Source organism: Metabacillus idriensis (assembly GCF_050483325.1).
Classification (GTDB): domain Bacteria; phylum Bacillota; class Bacilli; order Bacillales; family Bacillaceae; genus Bacillus_P; species Bacillus_P idriensis_A.
This window is the reverse complement of record NZ_JBCMYF010000019.1, coordinates 24,795-41,177: the sequence shown is the minus strand read 5'-3', so window position 1 is coordinate 41,177 and position 16,383 is coordinate 24,795. Positions and strand designations below refer to the sequence as shown.

The 16,383-nt window shown below is 42.3% G+C and carries 16 protein-coding genes and 1 riboswitch; of the genes, 5 read left to right on the top strand and 11 right to left on the bottom strand.

Translation table 11 applies throughout. The annotated features are described in order from the left end of the window. Nucleotides 1-28 precede the first annotated feature (28 nt). Both ABEQ24_RS12215 and ABEQ24_RS12210 read right to left on the bottom strand, forming a co-directional pair. Complete coding sequence (locus tag ABEQ24_RS12215) at nt 29-907, bottom strand: GNAT family N-acetyltransferase (RefSeq protein ID WP_430007056.1); 879 nt, start codon at nt 905-907, stop codon at nt 29-31. 71 nt (nt 908-978) lie between these two features. Further along, nucleotides 979-1,602 carry a TetR/AcrR family transcriptional regulator gene (locus tag ABEQ24_RS12210; protein WP_430007055.1) on the bottom strand — a complete coding sequence of 208 codons (624 nt, stop codon included), beginning with the start codon at nt 1,600-1,602 and terminating at the stop codon, nt 979-981. A 165-nt stretch (nt 1,603-1,767) separates the two neighbouring features. Beyond that, nucleotides 1,768-1,875, top strand: a riboswitch (SAM riboswitch). Nucleotides 1,876-1,953: 78 nt separating this feature from the next. Here ABEQ24_RS12210 and ABEQ24_RS12205 point away from each other — a divergent pair. Next, nucleotides 1,954-3,240: a Na+/H+ antiporter NhaC family protein gene (locus ABEQ24_RS12205; protein WP_430007054.1), complete on the top strand. Its 1,287-nt coding sequence runs from the start codon at nt 1,954-1,956 to the stop codon at nt 3,238-3,240. Nucleotides 3,241-3,317: 77 nt separating this feature from the next. Here ABEQ24_RS12205 and ABEQ24_RS12200 read toward each other — a convergent pair whose 3' ends face one another. The 7 genes from ABEQ24_RS12200 to ABEQ24_RS12170 all read right to left on the bottom strand — a co-directional run bounded on the left by ABEQ24_RS12200 (nt 3,318) and on the right by ABEQ24_RS12170 (nt 8,757). Continuing rightward, complete coding sequence (locus ABEQ24_RS12200) at nt 3,318-3,971, bottom strand: TetR/AcrR family transcriptional regulator (protein ID WP_430007053.1); 654 nt, start codon at nt 3,969-3,971, stop codon at nt 3,318-3,320. A gap of 60 nt (nt 3,972-4,031) precedes the next feature. Further along, nucleotides 4,032-5,045, bottom strand: coding sequence for an ABC transporter permease (locus ABEQ24_RS12195; RefSeq protein ID WP_430007052.1), 1,014 nt, complete (start codon nt 5,043-5,045; stop codon nt 4,032-4,034). Further along, complete coding sequence (locus ABEQ24_RS12190; RefSeq protein WP_430007051.1) at nt 5,042-5,767, bottom strand: ABC transporter ATP-binding protein; 726 nt, start codon at nt 5,765-5,767, stop codon at nt 5,042-5,044. Before ABEQ24_RS12190 ends, ABEQ24_RS12195 begins: the two co-directional genes overlap by 4 nt. A gap of 136 nt (nt 5,768-5,903) precedes the next feature. Then, nucleotides 5,904-7,283 (bottom strand): aldehyde dehydrogenase, encoded by a 1,380-nt coding sequence (locus ABEQ24_RS12185; protein ID WP_430007050.1) that lies wholly within the window; start codon nt 7,281-7,283, stop codon nt 5,904-5,906. Between the two features lie 117 nt (nt 7,284-7,400). Next, nucleotides 7,401-7,889, bottom strand: coding sequence for a cupin domain-containing protein (locus ABEQ24_RS12180; RefSeq protein ID WP_430007049.1), 489 nt, complete (start codon nt 7,887-7,889; stop codon nt 7,401-7,403). Next, a complete protein-coding gene (locus ABEQ24_RS12175) occupies nt 7,886-8,071 on the bottom strand; it encodes a hypothetical protein (protein ID WP_430007048.1) in 186 nt (61 codons plus the stop codon). The genes ABEQ24_RS12180 and ABEQ24_RS12175 overlap by 4 nt, the downstream gene beginning before the upstream one ends. Nucleotides 8,072-8,142: 71 nt before the next feature. Beyond that, nucleotides 8,143-8,757 (bottom strand): class I SAM-dependent methyltransferase, encoded by a 615-nt coding sequence (locus ABEQ24_RS12170; RefSeq protein WP_430007047.1) that lies wholly within the window; start codon nt 8,755-8,757, stop codon nt 8,143-8,145. Nucleotides 8,758-8,966: 209 nt separating this feature from the next. On the opposite strand from ABEQ24_RS12170, the gene ABEQ24_RS12165 reads away from it, so the two are divergent. After that, a complete protein-coding gene (locus tag ABEQ24_RS12165; RefSeq protein WP_430007046.1) occupies nt 8,967-10,217 on the top strand; it encodes an MFS transporter in 1,251 nt (416 codons plus the stop codon). A gap of 198 nt (nt 10,218-10,415) precedes the next feature. Here the strand turns inward: ABEQ24_RS12165 and ABEQ24_RS12160 are convergent, their stop codons facing one another. Next, a complete protein-coding gene (locus tag ABEQ24_RS12160) occupies nt 10,416-11,156 on the bottom strand; it encodes a YqcI/YcgG family protein (RefSeq protein ID WP_430007045.1) in 741 nt (246 codons plus the stop codon). A 197-nt stretch (nt 11,157-11,353) separates the two neighbouring features. Between ABEQ24_RS12160 and ABEQ24_RS12155 the strand changes: the two genes are divergently transcribed. After that, nucleotides 11,354-13,069, top strand: coding sequence for an ABC transporter ATP-binding protein (locus ABEQ24_RS12155; protein ID WP_430007044.1), 1,716 nt, complete (start codon nt 11,354-11,356; stop codon nt 13,067-13,069). Nucleotides 13,070-13,246: 177 nt separating this feature from the next. On the opposite strand, the gene ABEQ24_RS12150 is transcribed toward ABEQ24_RS12155, so the two are convergent. Continuing rightward, complete coding sequence (locus ABEQ24_RS12150; protein WP_430007043.1) at nt 13,247-14,224, bottom strand: ring-cleaving dioxygenase; 978 nt, start codon at nt 14,222-14,224, stop codon at nt 13,247-13,249. Nucleotides 14,225-14,411: 187 nt separating this feature from the next. On the opposite strand from ABEQ24_RS12150, the gene ABEQ24_RS12145 reads away from it, so the two are divergent. Both ABEQ24_RS12145 and ABEQ24_RS12140 read left to right on the top strand, forming a co-directional pair. Further along, nucleotides 14,412-15,359, top strand: a complete 948-nt coding sequence (locus tag ABEQ24_RS12145) for an ATP-binding protein (protein WP_430007042.1) — start codon at nt 14,412-14,414, stop codon at nt 15,357-15,359. A gap of 3 nt (nt 15,360-15,362) precedes the next feature. Further along, nucleotides 15,363-16,328 (top strand): tetratricopeptide repeat protein, encoded by a 966-nt coding sequence (locus tag ABEQ24_RS12140; protein ID WP_430007041.1) that lies wholly within the window; start codon nt 15,363-15,365, stop codon nt 16,326-16,328. Nucleotides 16,329-16,383: the final 55 nt, after the last annotated feature.

The following is a 16,383-nucleotide window of genomic DNA, read 5'->3' as shown; positions in this document are numbered from 1 at the left end:
TTTCATAGGGTTTGTAAATGAATGGATTCTATGCAGACATCTCTTTGATCATAAATACCTGCTCAGCTTTTTCAATGAACCCTTCTTTTTCTAAGATTTCAAGGACCAGCTGATTCGATTTAGATAGATTGACTGCCGTTCTTTGAATCTCTTCCGTGTTAGAGAATGCCAATGCTTCATGCAGCAGCGAACGTACAAGCGCTTCTTTCTCCTGAAGTTCAGGATGTGCCTCACATTGAAACAAAAGGATGCCTGACAGCGTTCCGTCATCCTCATATTTCCGTTTTGACAGGGCAAATCCGATGGTTTCCCCTTTTTCATTTACAGCAAGAATGGATTCACCATCCCTGATGTTTTGCCACTGCACCTGCCATGGCATCAGTTTGTTATAAAAAGGGATATTCTGTACGTCCCGCGGTTTTTTAACCTCAACATGAAATCCGCCTTTTGGTTCTTCCAGCTTAAGCGGAGCTGTATGTCCGAGATGTGCAATCCTGTCTACTACCTTATAGCCCATTTTTTCATAAAGCTTAATCGCACGATCATTATGAGAAACGGCTTCAAGAGTAGCTGTGTCTACATTTTCTTTTTCATAAAGGGATAATACTTCTTCCATCAGCTTAACCCCGACCCCTTTGCTTCTGTACTCAGGAGCAACACCGGTTCCGCCGTTCCATGCAATTTTTTTGCCATTTATGGTTCTGATTCCATTCAGGACAAGCCCAACCGGTTTCGAGCCGTGAAAAGCAACAACAGATAATGACGGCGAAAGGTTTTCAAGCACCATTCGATTAAAAAAATTCTCAAGAGACAGCGTCATATCAAAATAATATCCCTCAAAGCCTTTATTCCATGCGGTCAATGCTTCTTCAAGCGTACATTGAGACAATCTTTTAATGGTGATCATACCGTACCCCTTTTCTCAGTAGACTGTAAGCTTTCTAACCTCTTAGTTTCTGCGATTCTCATTTTTAAAACTTAAGCTCTCCCTTTTCCCAAGTACAAAAAGATCATTTCTTCTAAAGCACGAATTTGTTTTTGATAAGGATAACTCCCGCCTATTACTGAATAGTGAAGACATATGCCATCTATGGTTCCCCACACCATAGAAGATACGAGCGAAGGATCAGTGTCTATTTTAAATTCATTCTGCTTGATGCCTTCTTCAATGATTTCAATGAGAAGTGCTTGATAGACATTGTCATAACGGTCTGTCATGACTTGCTTCAGCTCTTCGTCCCTGCCTGAGTGAATCCAGAATTCAAGGTGTACTCCGATCATTTTCTGCCACTTTTCTGATAGCTCAATTTCCGCGTAGTTTTTGAAAAACCGGTGAAGTTTTTCTTTTGCAGTTACACTTTCTTGAAAGGTTTTTTTCAGCTTTGCGATATTCTCCTCTGTCCGCACCTGCATCAGCTGAAGATAAATCTCCTCCTTACTTTTAAAGTAGTTGTAAATCGCCCCTTTGCTTAAACCGGATTCAGCAACAATATCGTCTATTGTTGCAAGCTGAAATCCTTTTTCCCCAAAAGCCTTCAGGGCACTCTCAAGAATATGACGCTTTTTTTTCTCCTTATATTCATTTGAAACGATTGGAGCCACTTTTACACCGCCTTTCTTTAAAACCGACTATATAGTTTATTTTATTCCACAGATAACGGTAAATTCAAACAATTTCGAAAAAAATATTTGTTATATCTACCAATTGACTTTTACACAATAACCCCTTAATGTAGGAAAGGACTTTTTTAAAAACACACATATATCTTCTTATTAAGAGAGGCAGAGGGACTGGCCCTGTGATGCCTCGGCAGCGGACTCGCAATTACGAGTGCTGTGCCAATTCCAGCAGGCCCTGAGCTTGAAAAATGAGAAGAGCTTATTTCCATTCCGGATATAGGGTCTCTTCTTATTTTAGAAGAGATCTTTTTTTTAGAAAGAAAGGTGGTACACATGGAGACAAAAGGAAATGGACTGGCATTATTGCCATTAATCATATTTCTTGCCCTATTTGTAGGGTCTGGTATTATAACAGGCGATTTTTATAAGATGCCGATTCTTGTTGCGATTATCATTGCATCCGGGGCAGCTCTTATGATGAACAGGAAAGAGACGTTCACAGCAAAGATTGAGAATTTCGCTAAAGGGGCAGGCCATCCCGATTTGATGATCATGGTCTTTATCTTCATCCTGGCAGGAGCCTTCTCAGAAGTGGCAAAAGGGATGGGAGCAGTTGAATCTACAGTTAATCTTGCTCTTTCATTTTTGCCGCAGAGCTTTTTGATTGTTGGGTTATTTATCATTGGAGCTTTTATCTCGCTTGCAATGGGTACTTCAATGGGTACCATTGCTGCACTTGCTCCAATTGGAGTCGGCATCAGTGCAGAAGCTGATATTTCAGTAGCTCTTGCTATGGCTGCCGTTATCGGCGGTGCGATGTTCGGGGACAACCTGTCTTTTATATCAGATACAACGATAGCTGCAGTCCGGACACAGCAAACGGAAATGAGAGACAAGTTCAAGGTGAACTTCTTTATTGTCTTGCCGGCAGCCATCATTACTAGTGTTGCTTTAATTGTCATTTCTCTAGGCAATCAATCTCCCGTTTCGCCCGGAGAATTCAATTTCATTAAAATGCTTCCTTATATAGCTGTTCTTGTAACAGCTCTTCTTGGAATGAATGTCATCATTGTTTTATCTGGAGGCATCCTGCTTAGCGGAATCATCGGCTTTTCTGATGGCAGTTACACGTTAACAGCATTTCTTCAGAAAATAACAGATGGTATTATGGGGATGGCCGAATTAGTCATTCTTTCCCTCTTAATCGGCGGAATGGTTGAATTAATTAAACGAAACGGCGGCATTCACTTTATTTTAGAAGCAATGACAAGAAGAATTTCTTCTAAAAAAGGAGCAGAATTTGCCATTGCCGGTCTTGTGAGCACGACAAACCTTGCAACTGCGAATAATACGATCTCAATTATTGCAGCAGGTTCTCTCGCAAAAGATATGGCGGATAAGTATGAGATTGATAAACGTAAATCTGCGAGTCTATTGGATATTTTCTCTTGCAGTATACAGGGGTTAATTCCTTACGGTGCTCAAATGCTTACTGCCGCTCAATTTGCTGAGATTTCACCAACTGATATCCTGCCATTTTCTTTTTACCCATTCTTAATTGCCATTATGGGTATTGCTGCAATCATTATAGGCTATCCGAAATTTAAAGAATCCCGGTAAATCTTATAGACAGAGTCCGAAAACCGGACTCTGTTTTTTTATGAGAAAAAAGCCGCTCATTCTATGAGCAGCCTTCCCTATTTCATCAATCCATGCAAAAGAAACTGGATCGTATATTCTTTTTCAGCTTCATCATCCCAGTCCAGATCCGGCAGGATAATGAACCTTCCAATCAGGAACCCCATAATTGTGGTGATAATCATTCGAAGAACCGTTTCCGGAGGCATTTCAACCATCTCACCTTTTCCCTGAAAGTGAGTGATCAGCTGCTTCAGCTTCTCAACTGCATGTTCTTCTACGACTTTGCGGAGCTCCCCCCTGAACTCTTCATGAAAAAAAACTTCCTGCAGCAAAATCTTGATGACAGGGTGATTTTTCTTGATAAACTCATAGCGGTTTTCAAGAATGAATCTCAGCATTTGTTCGAGGTCCTGATGATTCTGTTTTGTCACGTCCTGAAGAAAATTCCTCACTAAAAACGGGGCAATGAATTTTGTTATAGTCGGCATGACAATTGAAAACAGCAGGTCTTTTTTCGTTTGATAATGACGGAAGATCGTGCCTTCTGCGACTCCTGCTTTTTTAGCAATTTCGCTGGTTGATGCGGCTGCAAACCCTTTATCTGCAAATATTTCAATGGCAGCTTCTACTACTTTTTTTTGTTTTTCGCTCATCTTGACATCTTCATCTGTCAGCTTAAGCAGCTCTTCAATGGAAAATTGTTTGCTCATTTTTTAAAACTCCTCGTTCATCTATATTTCATATTATAAATGAAAAAGAGAACACCGGCATTACAGCCTCCTCACCTTTTTCAACGCGAAGATATTAAGAATCAGGAAAGCGAGTGAAAATCCAAGCAGAATATAGACATCCTGTGCAATATCCCCCCATCCATATCCTTTAATCATAATTCCCTGCAGAGCATCCGCACCGTATTTAAGCGGCATGGCATAACTGATGGACTGCAGCCAATCCGCCATCGTTTCGAGTTTAAAAAGACCTGAAAAGAAAATTTGCGGCACAATGACAAGCGGTATGAATTGAAACATCTGCAGCTCGTTATTTGCAAATGCAGACAGCAATGTGCCAAGTGTCAAAGAGGTCATAGCAAGGAGAAACGTAATAAGAAGAACATAGAAGTAAGGTCCTTCCATCATCATGTCCAGCACACTTATGGAAAATGCCGATATCAAAATGGCCTGAAATGTAGTAAAAATACCAAAGCCGATCACATACCCAAGAACCAGTTCAAAGCGTTTAAGCGGTGTCGCCATAATCCGGTCCAATGTTCCGCTTGTTCTTTCACGCAGAAAAGAAACACCTGCAATCAGGAAAACAAAGAAAAAGATGAATACCCCTATAAGAATTGGACCGATGTTATCAAAGGATGTCATATCACTTGATCCGTGCAGGTAGTTCACAGCCGGCTCTGCTTGCTGATCCTGTTTTGCGCTTTTTTGCATAAGACCGAGCACTGTCCGGCTTACACTTGGATCAGAGCCTTCTAATGTTATCTCTGTTTCTCCTTTATCAAAAGAAACAAATGCATCCAGGCTGTCTGCTTCCATCCATTTTCCCGGTGCATTTTCATCGTATTCTATGACTTTACTATCATTCTCTTTGAGAACTGTCACCACTTGCTCCGGGGCTCCATGCACGCCTATTTTGGGTGAATAAACCTCACTGTCAAAAATAAAGCTCATTAAAGTAAGGATGAACAGCGGGGCAATAAGCATCAGCGCAAGCGTCCGCTTATCCCGGACAAATTGCTGAATAATCCGTATCACAATCGCAAGCACCCTCATTCTTTTGCACCTCCGTAAGCTAAAAAGGCTTCTTCAATGGTGTTTGACTCAGAGTCTGATTTTAGTTGTGCAGGAGTTCCTGAAGCGATAAGGGCTCCTTCCCGAATGAAGCCAATCCTGTCACATTTTTCAGCTTCATCCATTACATGCGTTGTCACAACAACCGTCGTTCCTGTCCGCCTGATGTTCTCAAGCTCCTCCCAAATTGACTGGCGCAGGATTGGATCTATCCCCACCGTCGGCTCATCAAGGACAAGGATCTGCGGTTCATGAAGCATTGCAATTGCAAGAGACAGCCGGCGCTTCATTCCTCCTGAATAATCTCCTGTCCGTTTCGAGGCATGTTCAGAAAGGTTAACAAGATCCATCACATACTGAATTCTCTCTTTTTTCTTTTTTCCTTTTAAACCGCTGAGAGCTGCGAAAAAAGCGATATTTTCTTTTCCGGTAAGCTCTCCGTATAGAGCATCTGACTGTGCCATGAATCCGATGTTTTTCAGAGATTCCAAGTCTGGCATTTTCACTCCTAACACGTTTGCTTCCCCTGTGCTTGCTTCTTCAATGCCGACTATCATTTTTATTAACGTTGTTTTCCCAGAGCCTGAAGGTCCAAGCAGGCCAAAAATTTCTCCTATTCCTACTGAAAAAGAAACATTTTTTATTACTTCTTTTTTACCGAACGATTTTGAAACGGATTGAAGCACAATGCTCTTTTCACTCATATGAAAAACCTCCCGATTTAAAAGTGAGTAATCACTCATTTTTACCTTAAGCTATGTTTATTCTTTTGTAAAGTGAGTAATCACTTTTTTTCTTTGCTAAAAAAGCAGCGAACCTTATTCAGTCCGCTGCTTTCTTTTATTTAAGCAATCTTTTTATCAACTTCAGTCCGTTTTTTGCGTTAGGATATCTGAAGCTGAAATCAAATTTTGTTGTTTGATGGAGGACACTTTTGTAATGAGAGAAGGCTTCAAAACTGTACTTGCCGTGATAATTGCCCATCCCGCTTTCCCCTACTCCCCCAAATGGAAGATGCGGCGTTGCGATATGCATGAGCGTATCGTTTATGCATCCGCCGCCAAAGGAAACCTGTCCAATAATCTGCTGCTCCGTCTGTTGACTTGAAGTAAACAAGTACAGAGCAAGCGGTTTAGGACGAGCTTGAATAAAGGTAACCGCATCATCTAGATCGGAATATTCCATCACCGGTAGAATTGGACCGAAGATCTCTTCCTGCATAACAGCTGCATCTGCCTTTACATCCTCTAAAATTGTTGGAGCAATTTTCAAAGAATCACGATCAGCTGATCCGCCCAAAATTGCCTTTCCGTCTGAGAAAAATCCTATTAATCGGTCGAAGTGCTTCTCACTGATCATTCTGCTGTAATTCTCGTTTAAAAGCGGATTCCCGCTGAACATTTCCGTTACTGCGGCTTGAAGGAAAGATAAGAATTCTTTCTTTACTTCACTGTGAACAAGCAGATAGTCCGGGGCGATGCAGGTTTGACCCGCATTTGTAAACTTTCCGAATGCAATTCTTTTTGCAGACAGCAATAAATCAGCATCTTTGTGGACAATGCACGGGCTTTTTCCGCCAAGCTCCAATGTGACGGGTGTAAGGTGCTTAGATGCAGCCTCCATTACAATTTTTCCGACGGGCACACTTCCTGTAAAGAAAATCGTATCGAATTTCTGGCCGAGAAGCAGTTGATTCGTTTCAATACCGCCTTCAACAACTGCGACAAGTTCTGAAGGAAAGACTTCTTCTACAAGTTCTTTCAAAAGCCTGGATACGCTCGGTGCAAATTCAGATGGTTTCAGAACCGCTGTGTTTCCTGCGGCAATCGCGCCGACAAGCGGAGATAGTGCAAGCTGAAACGGATAATTCCAAGGTGCAATAATAAGCGCTGTTCCAAAAGGCTCCGGAACAATTTTCCCTGTTGTGCCGATATGGGTCATGGCCGTTTTCACCTTTTTAGGAGCAGCCCATTTTTTAAGATTCTTTTGTGAGAATGAAATCTCCTCGAGAAGGATGCCGATCTCGGTTGAATAGGCTTCAAACTCGGATTTGTTTAAATCTTTGTTCAATGCATCCATGATCGCACGTTCCTTTTTCTTTATAGCTAGACGAAGCTTGCCGAGGTGATCATATCTTCCCTGTACACTTCTAGTATTTCCTTTTAAAAAGAATGCTCTTTGATTTGAGAGAAGAGCTTGTATCTGTTCTTTTCCAGTCATTTATTTTATCCACCCCTCAAAGTGTTTATATGTTTAATCTCATAAACGTATAATAGACGGTGAGAGAATGAATTGTCAATTTATATAGAATGGAAAGCAGGACAAAATAGCCTGCTTTTACTTCCAATAATCAAACAGTGGTCCGCCTTTTCCTAATAAAGGATCGTGTTCAGGCAACGGTACGTTTTGAATACGATTTAATGCCTGTGGCCGCTCTTCTTTCTTTCCAGTGCACATATCCATTTCCTGATCGTCCGGATAGGCTCCCATCACTTGAAAATCTGAGCTTTTTCCGATGCATTTATGTCCAACGCCAGCCGGAATAACGGCGACATCTCCTATTTTAACCGCAACGGCCGTCCCATTTTCGCCGCCAAACAGGATTTCTGCTGTGCCGCTGACTACACCTAATACTTCATGGGAGGTGCTGTGATAATGATGGTAGTCATATACACCGTCTACCCATGTTCCCGTCCAGCCGTGCTCAAGAATCGTTGACTCGAACTGTTCTGTTGATGGAAAGGCTCCTTCGTAGATGAGAAGAGGCAGATTCGGGTTATTGGGAATGCTGCCGTCGTCCTTAAAAAGAAATGTTTTAACGTTCACTTTTTTTCCACTCCTTTGTTTATCGTTCCCGGAATGAGCAGACAGCCTGCCAACCCGAGGATACTGGCTAATCTTCTGATGTAAATGCCGTAAGTAGTATCTTTAAAAATAAATACATAGCAAATCGCCATAACACACGCCGTCAAAAACAGAATCATTCCGATATTATTGCGGTTTATCACTCAGGTCACCATCCTTTTTTTTCCTTTTTTATTATAACAAGGATGGATGAAACACTTTTCTTAAATTCACCTTAAACTTTAGTTGCCTTTTTTCTGGCAGTTACACAAACCGTAAGCTCAGGACGGACTTTTTTATACGAGACTTTTATATTTTCATACCCGCATGCAAGCATGTCATCGTGGATTTTCCGTCCAAACATTCTTGTCTTTTCTGCACTTGCATCCTCTTCCCTTGGCTGCATTGTGATCGCGATTACTCCGCCCGGCTTTAAAGATCTTGTGATGTTTTCTAGTCCTGCGCGGGGATCATTCCAAATCGTGTAGTTATTGACAGAGAGGATTCGGTCATAGGTACGCTCGGGTAATTGAACCTTTTCTGCGTCAGCTTTCATGAGCTTTACTCTCCCTTCTTCAATGTCAGATGCAAAATGCTTCTCAGCCTGTTCTTTCATTGTTTCTGATACATCCACGCCGTCAATCTTTATTCTTCGGTAATTCTTAAGCATGTAGCCAATACTGTAACCCGGGCCGAATCCAATTTCTAAGATATGATCACCCCGCTTAATGCGTAATTTCGAAATCGTCCATTTATTGATCGTTTGATTTTCAAGTGCCATGATCTTGCCGGCAATGATTCCAAAAAAACCTTTTGGTTTGCTGAAATTTTTTGTAAATGATGAAAACACGTCTGACACCTCTTACGAATTCGTCTTGTTCTTATCTTTATCACCAAACTCAGCTAGTTAAACTCTATAAGAAAGATAATTTACTGTATTGACATGATTGAATGTTGAACGTAAAATCAACTTAAACGTTTAAGTTAATTTTATAGACTTACCTCTAAATCTCAAATCCTTATTAAAACTTAAACGATTAAGTAAAGGGGTTGACTGCCTTGGAAAGTCCCCAGTCCGTTCAGTTAGATTCAGTATTTGAAAAGCCGTTAAGCCTGTGGCGCAACCGCACATTTTTATCGCTTTTTGCAGCATGCACTCTCTCCATTTTTGGAGGCACCTTTCACACGATTGCCTTAAATATTTGGGTGCTGAAGACATATGACAGTGCGACAATGATGTCAGCGATTTTAATTACTCATCTACTTGTCAGTACATGTTTTGCCTCCATTGCAGGGACTGCAGCGGACCGGATGAACCGGAAAAAAATGATGTGGATCGCTGATTTGATCCGGTGCGTGCTGGTAGTCGGGCTTGCCGCTGCGATTTCTGTGCAGACTCCTTTTTGGGTCATTATTCTTTTTACCGCTTTAACTGGGTTATCTGGGTTATTTAAAGCTCCGGCATTTAACGCCTCTCTTATCGATGTAGTCGGAAAGGAAAACATCCAAACCGCTGCAGGAGCCTTGAGTCTTGCAGACAATATTGCAAGAACGCTCGGATTTGCTGCAGGCGGAGTCATCGTGGCTGCTTTTGGCGGGGTTACCGCTATTTTAATTGATGCTTTTCTGTTTCTTTTATCAGTCATTCTAGTCGTCATCGTAAAGGATTTTCCTGAACATCGGGCATCGATTGCGGCAAAAACTACGTTCAAGCAAGATCTTATATCTGGTTTTATTTATATATGGAAAGAGCCGTTTTCAAGAGCCATTACAATCCTCTCCCCTACTCTTATCTTGTTTTTCACCACGTCCCTTATGATCATTCAGGTCATGGCCATCAAAGAGTGGAAAGCAAGCCCGATTGAGTTCGGATTGATTGAAGCGAGCATCCCTCTTGGCTACATGGCAGGTGCAGGACTCATTATGTTTTTAGGGAAAAAACTGGTGCACCGCGGTGTTCTCATTCTCGCAAGCATGATCGGCCTTGGACCGCTTTATATGCTGCTTGGAGGGATAAATTCCGCTGCATGGAGCATCCCGCTTATTCTATTGGTTGGCTTCCTGTTTTCTTTTTGTACACTGCTCGTTAATGTTATTCTTCGATTAGAAGTCTCAAGTGAGCTTCAGGGCAGAGTGTTCGGAATGATCGGGGCACTCACCAGTGTTCTGCCGCCGGCAGGATTGGCAGCTGCTTCCTTTTTCACAGATGAGTTTGGCGGGGGACGGGTCCTCTTTATTTGCGGACTTTCGCTATTTGTGATCGGACTTGTCTGCTGGGTGCTTTTAAAAGATATAAAGAATTATAAATAGGTGCATATAAGAAAGGCGCAAGCGCCCGTTTAGCGCAGGCATCACAGATAAGGAACCGACAGAAAAGGAGCATTTTTCCAATACTTTCAGATCCGTTCACACCGAGGACCCTGAGCGATTCCGCTTGCCATCGAAGCGCAAAATTTTATCCTTTCTTAATCTCTAAAAAAAGCTGCTTGATCAACAAGCAGCTGTCTTTTATTTATTCGTGTTTCCGTGATTGAATGGACATTTCCCCTGAATCGGCTCGATGTCATCCCCGATAAAATATTGCTTCCACTCCCTGTGATCAGGGTCACCGTAATGGCTGATGTTAGGATGTTTCGGGAGCTGATCCCACTTCTCCACGCGCTCTCTCACTTTTTCACGGGACATGCTTCCGCCTTCTGATGTTCCTTCCAGCCCTTCAAAAATGCGGCGGGGCTGAAAACCAAGCACTAAGCTGTTTCCTAAGTCTCTCGTTTTCCGCTGTTTATAAGCTGGTGCGTTTCCGAAAACAAAATACGGCTCATTTGCAAAAGAAAAAGCCCAAAGATGATGATCCGGATCGTGAGGATAATCTTCCGGCCATGGCTCTTTGTCATGATCATGGAGATATTGAAGCACATTCCAGAAGTACTCCCGGTAATAAGGAATTGATTTCTCCTCTTCCTCCGGTTCAATGAAAACAAATAATCCATGGCGGATCAGTCTTTTTGCATCATCAAATAATTGCTTGAAAGCAATCAGAGCTTCAGGCAGATTTGACCAGTCTTCTTTTGAAACGTATGCATATCTGAGCTCTCCCTTTTTTTCGGCTGCCATCCCGAAATAACATGGAAAGGTTTTATCTGTTACAACATTATGAAAATTTTTATATTCCCGAATCACCCATTCAGGGACAATCTCAGGATTTGTCATATCTTCTTTTTCTAAAAGGAACTTAGGTTTCGTTATCATCTTTTCACTCCTTGAGAGATTGTGAGAAATCATTCATACCTCATTAGATACCCTGCAAACAGCCGCTTAAACCCTTTTTATATTTATTAAACAAACGTTTAATTAAGACCAGGTGACATTTGATAAAAATTCATTGTTTTTACAGGGTGCCAGTCGCTATACTTATCATAGAAAATGGAAACAGAAAGAGTGGTCGCATGCTGAAGCGTTTTTTTACCTATTACCGTCCTTATAAAGGATTATTTTTAATTGATTTTTCTTGTGCAGTAATCGCCGGTCTTCTCGAGCTCGGCTTCCCGCTTGTTGTTAACGCCTTTATTGACCGTCTCCTTCCAAGCGGGGACTGGAATCTGATTATCTGGGCGTGCACAGGATTGCTTTTGCTGTACATATTAAACACAGTCCTTCAATACGTCGTCACCTATTGGGGGCACATGCTTGGAATTAACATTGAGACCGATATGCGCAAAAAGCTGTTTGAGCATATTCAAAAGCTGTCATTCCGCTTTTTTGATAATACGAAAACCGGTCATTTAATTTCACGTCTTACAAATGATTTAATGGAAATAGGAGAACTTGCCCATCATGGCCCAGAGGATTTATTTATTGCGGTGATGACGTTAATAGGCGCTTTTTCTGTGATGATGGTCATTAACGTAAAACTTGCTTTGCTTACGTTTTTAGTGATTCCATTCCTGCTTTTCCTTGCCATTTATTTCAATAATAAAATGACAGGAGCGATTCATCAGCTCTATACAGACGTTGCTGATTTCAGCGCGCGTGTTGAAAACAACGTAAGCGGAATCCGCGTTGTTCAGGCTTTCGGAAATGAAAGATTTGAGAAAGCTCAATTTCAGGAAAACAACCTGCGCTTCCGCTTGTCAAAATTGCTGGCTTATAAAATTATGGCTATGAATTTATCAATCAGCTATTTCCTTATGAGGCTTGTCACCCTTTTCGTCTTAGTGTGCGGCACATGGTTCGTGATTCAAAATGAGCTTTCCTACGGTGAATTCATCGGTTTTGTCCTGTTAACCAATGTTCTTTTCCGTCCGATTGAAAAAATCAACGCCATCATTGAAAGCTACCCGAAAGGAATTGCAGGCTTCAGGCGTTTTATTGAACTGATTGATACTGAACCTGACATTGAAGATAAACCGGAAGCAGCTGAAGCATACTCGTTAACAGGGGATATCCGCTATGAAGGTGTATCCTTTGGGTATCAAAATGAGGACAATGTTTTAAATGAAATTAATTTAACCATCCATGCAGGCGAGACGATTGCATTCGTTGGTCCTTCCGGAGCCGGAAAAACGACGTTATGCAGTCTTCTGCCACGCTTTTATGATGTAAGTGAGGGCCGAATTACGATTGATGGCACGGATATCCGTGACTTGACGCTGCACTCTCTTCGAAGACAAATCGGCATTGTCCAGCAGGATGTGTTCCTTTTTTCCGGAACGATGAGAGAAAACATTGCTTATGGCAAGCTTGATGCAACAGAGAGGGACATTTGGCAGGCAGCGAAGCACGCACAATTAGAAGAACTGATTTATTCTCTTCCAAACGGACTTGATACGGTAATTGGAGAGCGTGGCGTCAAATTATCCGGCGGGCAAAAACAGCGCTTGTCCATCGCAAGAATGTTCCTTAAGAACCCGCCCATCCTTATCCTTGATGAAGCCACTTCCGCCCTTGATACCGAAACGGAAAAAGCCATTCAGGAATCTCTGGCAAAGCTGTCTGCAGGCAGGACAACGCTTGTCATTGCCCACAGACTGGCAACAATCAAAAACGCAGACAGAATCATTGTGGTCAATAAAGAAGGTATTTCTGAACAGGGTTCACATGATGAACTGATGGCACAAGGGAAAGGATACCGCAGGCTTTATGAAGCGCAGTTTCAGTCTTGAATAGGCGGAGTGATTTCTGTTAGACTGCCTGGTTCCACTGATAAAATAAGTGTCCACTGATAGACAGAGAAGTCATACCGATGTGACCAAAATTTATGCCTATTCTGAAAATGGTCACCTTTCTTTCAGACTCAGAATATAGACAAAAAGCTGATCCGTCACCCGGATCAGCTTTTTTTAGTTCAGCTTTGTATTCAAAGGCTTCAATTTCGCCTCAATTTCTGCACGGCGATTTTCAAGGAATGGCGGAAGGGCAAGTGATTCGCCTAAATGATCCAGTTCTTCATCTGTATCAAAACCGGGTCCGTCTGTTGCGAGCTCGAACAAAATGCCATTCGGTTCTCTGAAGTATAGGGAACGGAAGTAAAAACGGTCCACAAAGCCTGAGCTTGGAATTCTCTCAGATTTGAGTTTTTCAATCCATTTATGCATTTCTTCTTCATTTTCCACACGGAATGCAACGTGATGGACGCCGCCGCGGCCTAGACGTTCCTGAGGAAGATCAAGGCGTTCTTCAATGTGCACCTCTGCTCCTGATCCGCCTTCTCCTGTTTCAAACACTAAAATATCAGGCTGTCTCGGCACGTCAGATGGATAACTTCCCTTCGCTCTAAACCCGAGAATATCCGTTAGAATTTCAATGGTCCTCTCTGGCACGGCAACGGTTAACTTAACAGGACCAAGACCAATGATGGCAAATTCAGCTGGAACCGGACTTTTATCCCAAGGCTGTCCGCCGGCAACTCCAGCATTCTTTTCATCAGAAACCAAGATCAGGCGCTGTCCTTCAAAGTCCCTGAATGACAAAGTCTGGCGGTTTCCCGCTTGAACAATATCACTATGTTCCACATTGTGTTCTTCAAATCTTTTTTTCCAATATGCAAGGGCATCGTCATTCCGTACACGCAGGGATATTGCAGAGATACTGTTGACGCCTTCATGTACGCGTCCTGCATTTGGGATTTCAAAGAAGGTGAGTTCCGTCCCCGGATTTCCCTTCTCATCTCCATAAAACAGATGATAAACAGATACATCATCCTGGTTAACGGTTTTCTTTATTAATCTTAAGCCTAACGTTTTTGTATAAAATTCGTAGTTTTCAGGTGCTCTAGCTGTAATGGCCGATACATGATGAATCCCTTTTAGCGGCTGCATGTTTATCCCTCCAAATATTATCTTGAATTCGAGATATTTTCTATACTTCCAATATACACGCTCTGATTTGGGATGTCAAATAAAGGCGGCATGTTTGTTAAACATTCCCTCTTCTCACCTTTTAACCATTGGAAAAACTTTCATATTTTGCTAGTATCAAAGAGGAATGTTATATAGGAGGGATCTTATGAGCTCTGGAGATGACAAGAGACGGAAAAACTTAAAAGTCATTCAGTTTGATAAGGACAAAAACAGTTTAATTGAAACGCTCCAGCCCAAGGAAACGTTTGAAGATGTCGGCGGGCTTGACGACGTCAAAAAGCGGATCCGCATGGACTTTATCATGCCCATTCAATCTCCCGAATTTTTTCAGGCATATGGAAAAACAGGCGGAGGCAGCTTGCTGCTGTATGGTCCTCCGGGATGCGGAAAGACTTTCCTTGTTAAAGCGATTGCCGGTGAAATTGATGCAAGCTTCATCCACCTGGAGCTGCAGGCCATTCTCTCTATGTATGTTGGACAAAGCGAGCACAATCTGCATGATATTTTTGAAAAGGCTCGTGAGCAAAAGCCGTGCGTCCTGTTTATTGATGAATTGGATGCGCTCGGAGGCAATCGTCACCGCATGAGCCAGCACCATGACCGTGTGCTTGTCAATCAGCTTTTAGTTGAGCTTGACGGCCTGCAGTCTTTTAACGATCAGGTGTATATTATCGGCGCCACGAACACCCCTTGGTACCTTGACCCTGCCCTTCGCCGTCCTGGAAGATTCAATTCACTGCTGTTTATTCCTCCGCCGTCTGAAGAGGAACGTGAGCTGATTCTTTCCATCAAAACAAAAGATAAGCCGCAGGATAAGCTTGATCTGTCTAAAATCGCAAAGATCACCAGCCATTTCTCAGGGGCTGATTTAACGCAGGTAATCGATGATGCCATATCCAAAGCGATTGAGCGTTCTCTTGAACAGGGCTCCCTTCAGCCGATGTCCAATACCGATTTGATGAAGTCAGCCAAAGACCGGAGTCCCACAACTCTTGAATGGTTTGCCACCGCAAAAAATTACGCCACCTTCAGCGATACAAATAAAGATTACAAGAATGTGCTTCACTATATGAAGGCACACGGAATCAGGTAGCATATGATAAACTTCCAACTTCATATCGAGCGCATTCAAAAGCTCAGAGACTGGAGAAGATACGATGAAGCGATTGAAGAAGCACATAACCTCATCTCATTGGATCCTGAAATGGCTCAATTTTATTCAATCCTTGCACACGTTTATTCACATAAAGAAGATTTTGAATCGGCGATTTACTTTTCAAAAGAAGCATTAAAAAAAGACCCTGAGGACTACACCGGCAACTTCCTGCTTGTCAGTTCTTATTACCAGACCGGTGATATGAAGGCTTTCGATCCTGCGGTTGAAGACGCATTGCGATTGTATCCGGACACAGCCCATTATTATTATTTAAAAGCCATGAGAGCTATTCAAAAAAACAAGGTCAGGAAGTCCCTTAAGCTGATGGAGAGCGCTCTTGCATATGAGAGCGAAGATCCTGTTTACCTTGCAGCTTATAGTGACTTTCTTCTCCTTGCCAGCCAGAAAAAGGAATCCAGGGAATTCGAACTCATGGCCTTAGAAAAAAATGAGAATGATCCGCACGTCTTCTATTCCTTGGCCAATACTGCTTTTAATCGCGGGGACTACAAACAGGCGAGAGAGCTTAGCCGGCTTGCTGCCGAAATTGAGCCTGAGGAAGAATCATACAGAGAGCAATACGCGGAATTATTGAAAACAGCCTATCCCATTCATACATTCTTCTTGCGTATTGTACAGATGAATTCCTTTTTGAGAAGAAAATCAGCGATCTTATTGTGGATCGTTATGATATTTATCTTTTTTGTCTTAAACCCGCTCTTCTGGCTATACTTGTTGTGCGTTTTGTGCCCTTATTATGTCAGTAATTTCATAACAGGACTGCTTGTCAGACGGAAGCTCGGCATTACCGGAAGGAAGCAGAAAGCCAGCATTTTAACTTCCGTTCTTACTGGACTATTCATTGTATTAGTTGGAATGGGAGCCGCATCAATCTTCATGAAATAAGTACCATTTCCAGCACATTCAGCCGTTTCACTTATTTGCGGATCAGGGTAAGGTA

What these genes read in the sequence shown, in the direction of transcription:
- ABEQ24_RS12215 (WP_430007056.1), bottom strand. Translation starts at nt 907, where the DNA reads ATGATCACCATTAAAAGATTGTCTCAATGTACGCTTGAAGAAGCATTG.
- ABEQ24_RS12205 (WP_430007054.1), top strand. Translation starts at nt 1,954, where the DNA reads ATGGAGACAAAAGGAAATGGACTGGCATTATTGCCATTAATCATATTT.
- ABEQ24_RS12200 (WP_430007053.1), bottom strand. Translation starts at nt 3,971, where the DNA reads ATGAGCAAACAATTTTCCATTGAAGAGCTGCTTAAGCTGACAGATGAA.
- ABEQ24_RS12195 (WP_430007052.1), bottom strand. Translation starts at nt 5,045, where the DNA reads ATGAGGGTGCTTGCGATTGTGATACGGATTATTCAGCAATTTGTCCGG.
- ABEQ24_RS12190 (WP_430007051.1), bottom strand. Translation starts at nt 5,767, where the DNA reads ATGAGTGAAAAGAGCATTGTGCTTCAATCCGTTTCAAAATCGTTCGGT.
- ABEQ24_RS12185 (WP_430007050.1), bottom strand. Translation starts at nt 7,283, where the DNA reads ATGACTGGAAAAGAACAGATACAAGCTCTTCTCTCAAATCAAAGAGCA.
- ABEQ24_RS12160 (WP_430007045.1), bottom strand. Translation starts at nt 11,156, where the DNA reads ATGATAACGAAACCTAAGTTCCTTTTAGAAAAAGAAGATATGACAAAT.
- ABEQ24_RS12155 (WP_430007044.1), top strand. Translation starts at nt 11,354, where the DNA reads ATGCTGAAGCGTTTTTTTACCTATTACCGTCCTTATAAAGGATTATTT.
- ABEQ24_RS12150 (WP_430007043.1), bottom strand. Translation starts at nt 14,224, where the DNA reads ATGCAGCCGCTAAAAGGGATTCATCATGTATCGGCCATTACAGCTAGA.
- ABEQ24_RS12145 (WP_430007042.1), top strand. Translation starts at nt 14,412, where the DNA reads ATGAGCTCTGGAGATGACAAGAGACGGAAAAACTTAAAAGTCATTCAG.
- ABEQ24_RS12140 (WP_430007041.1), top strand. Translation starts at nt 15,363, where the DNA reads ATGATAAACTTCCAACTTCATATCGAGCGCATTCAAAAGCTCAGAGAC.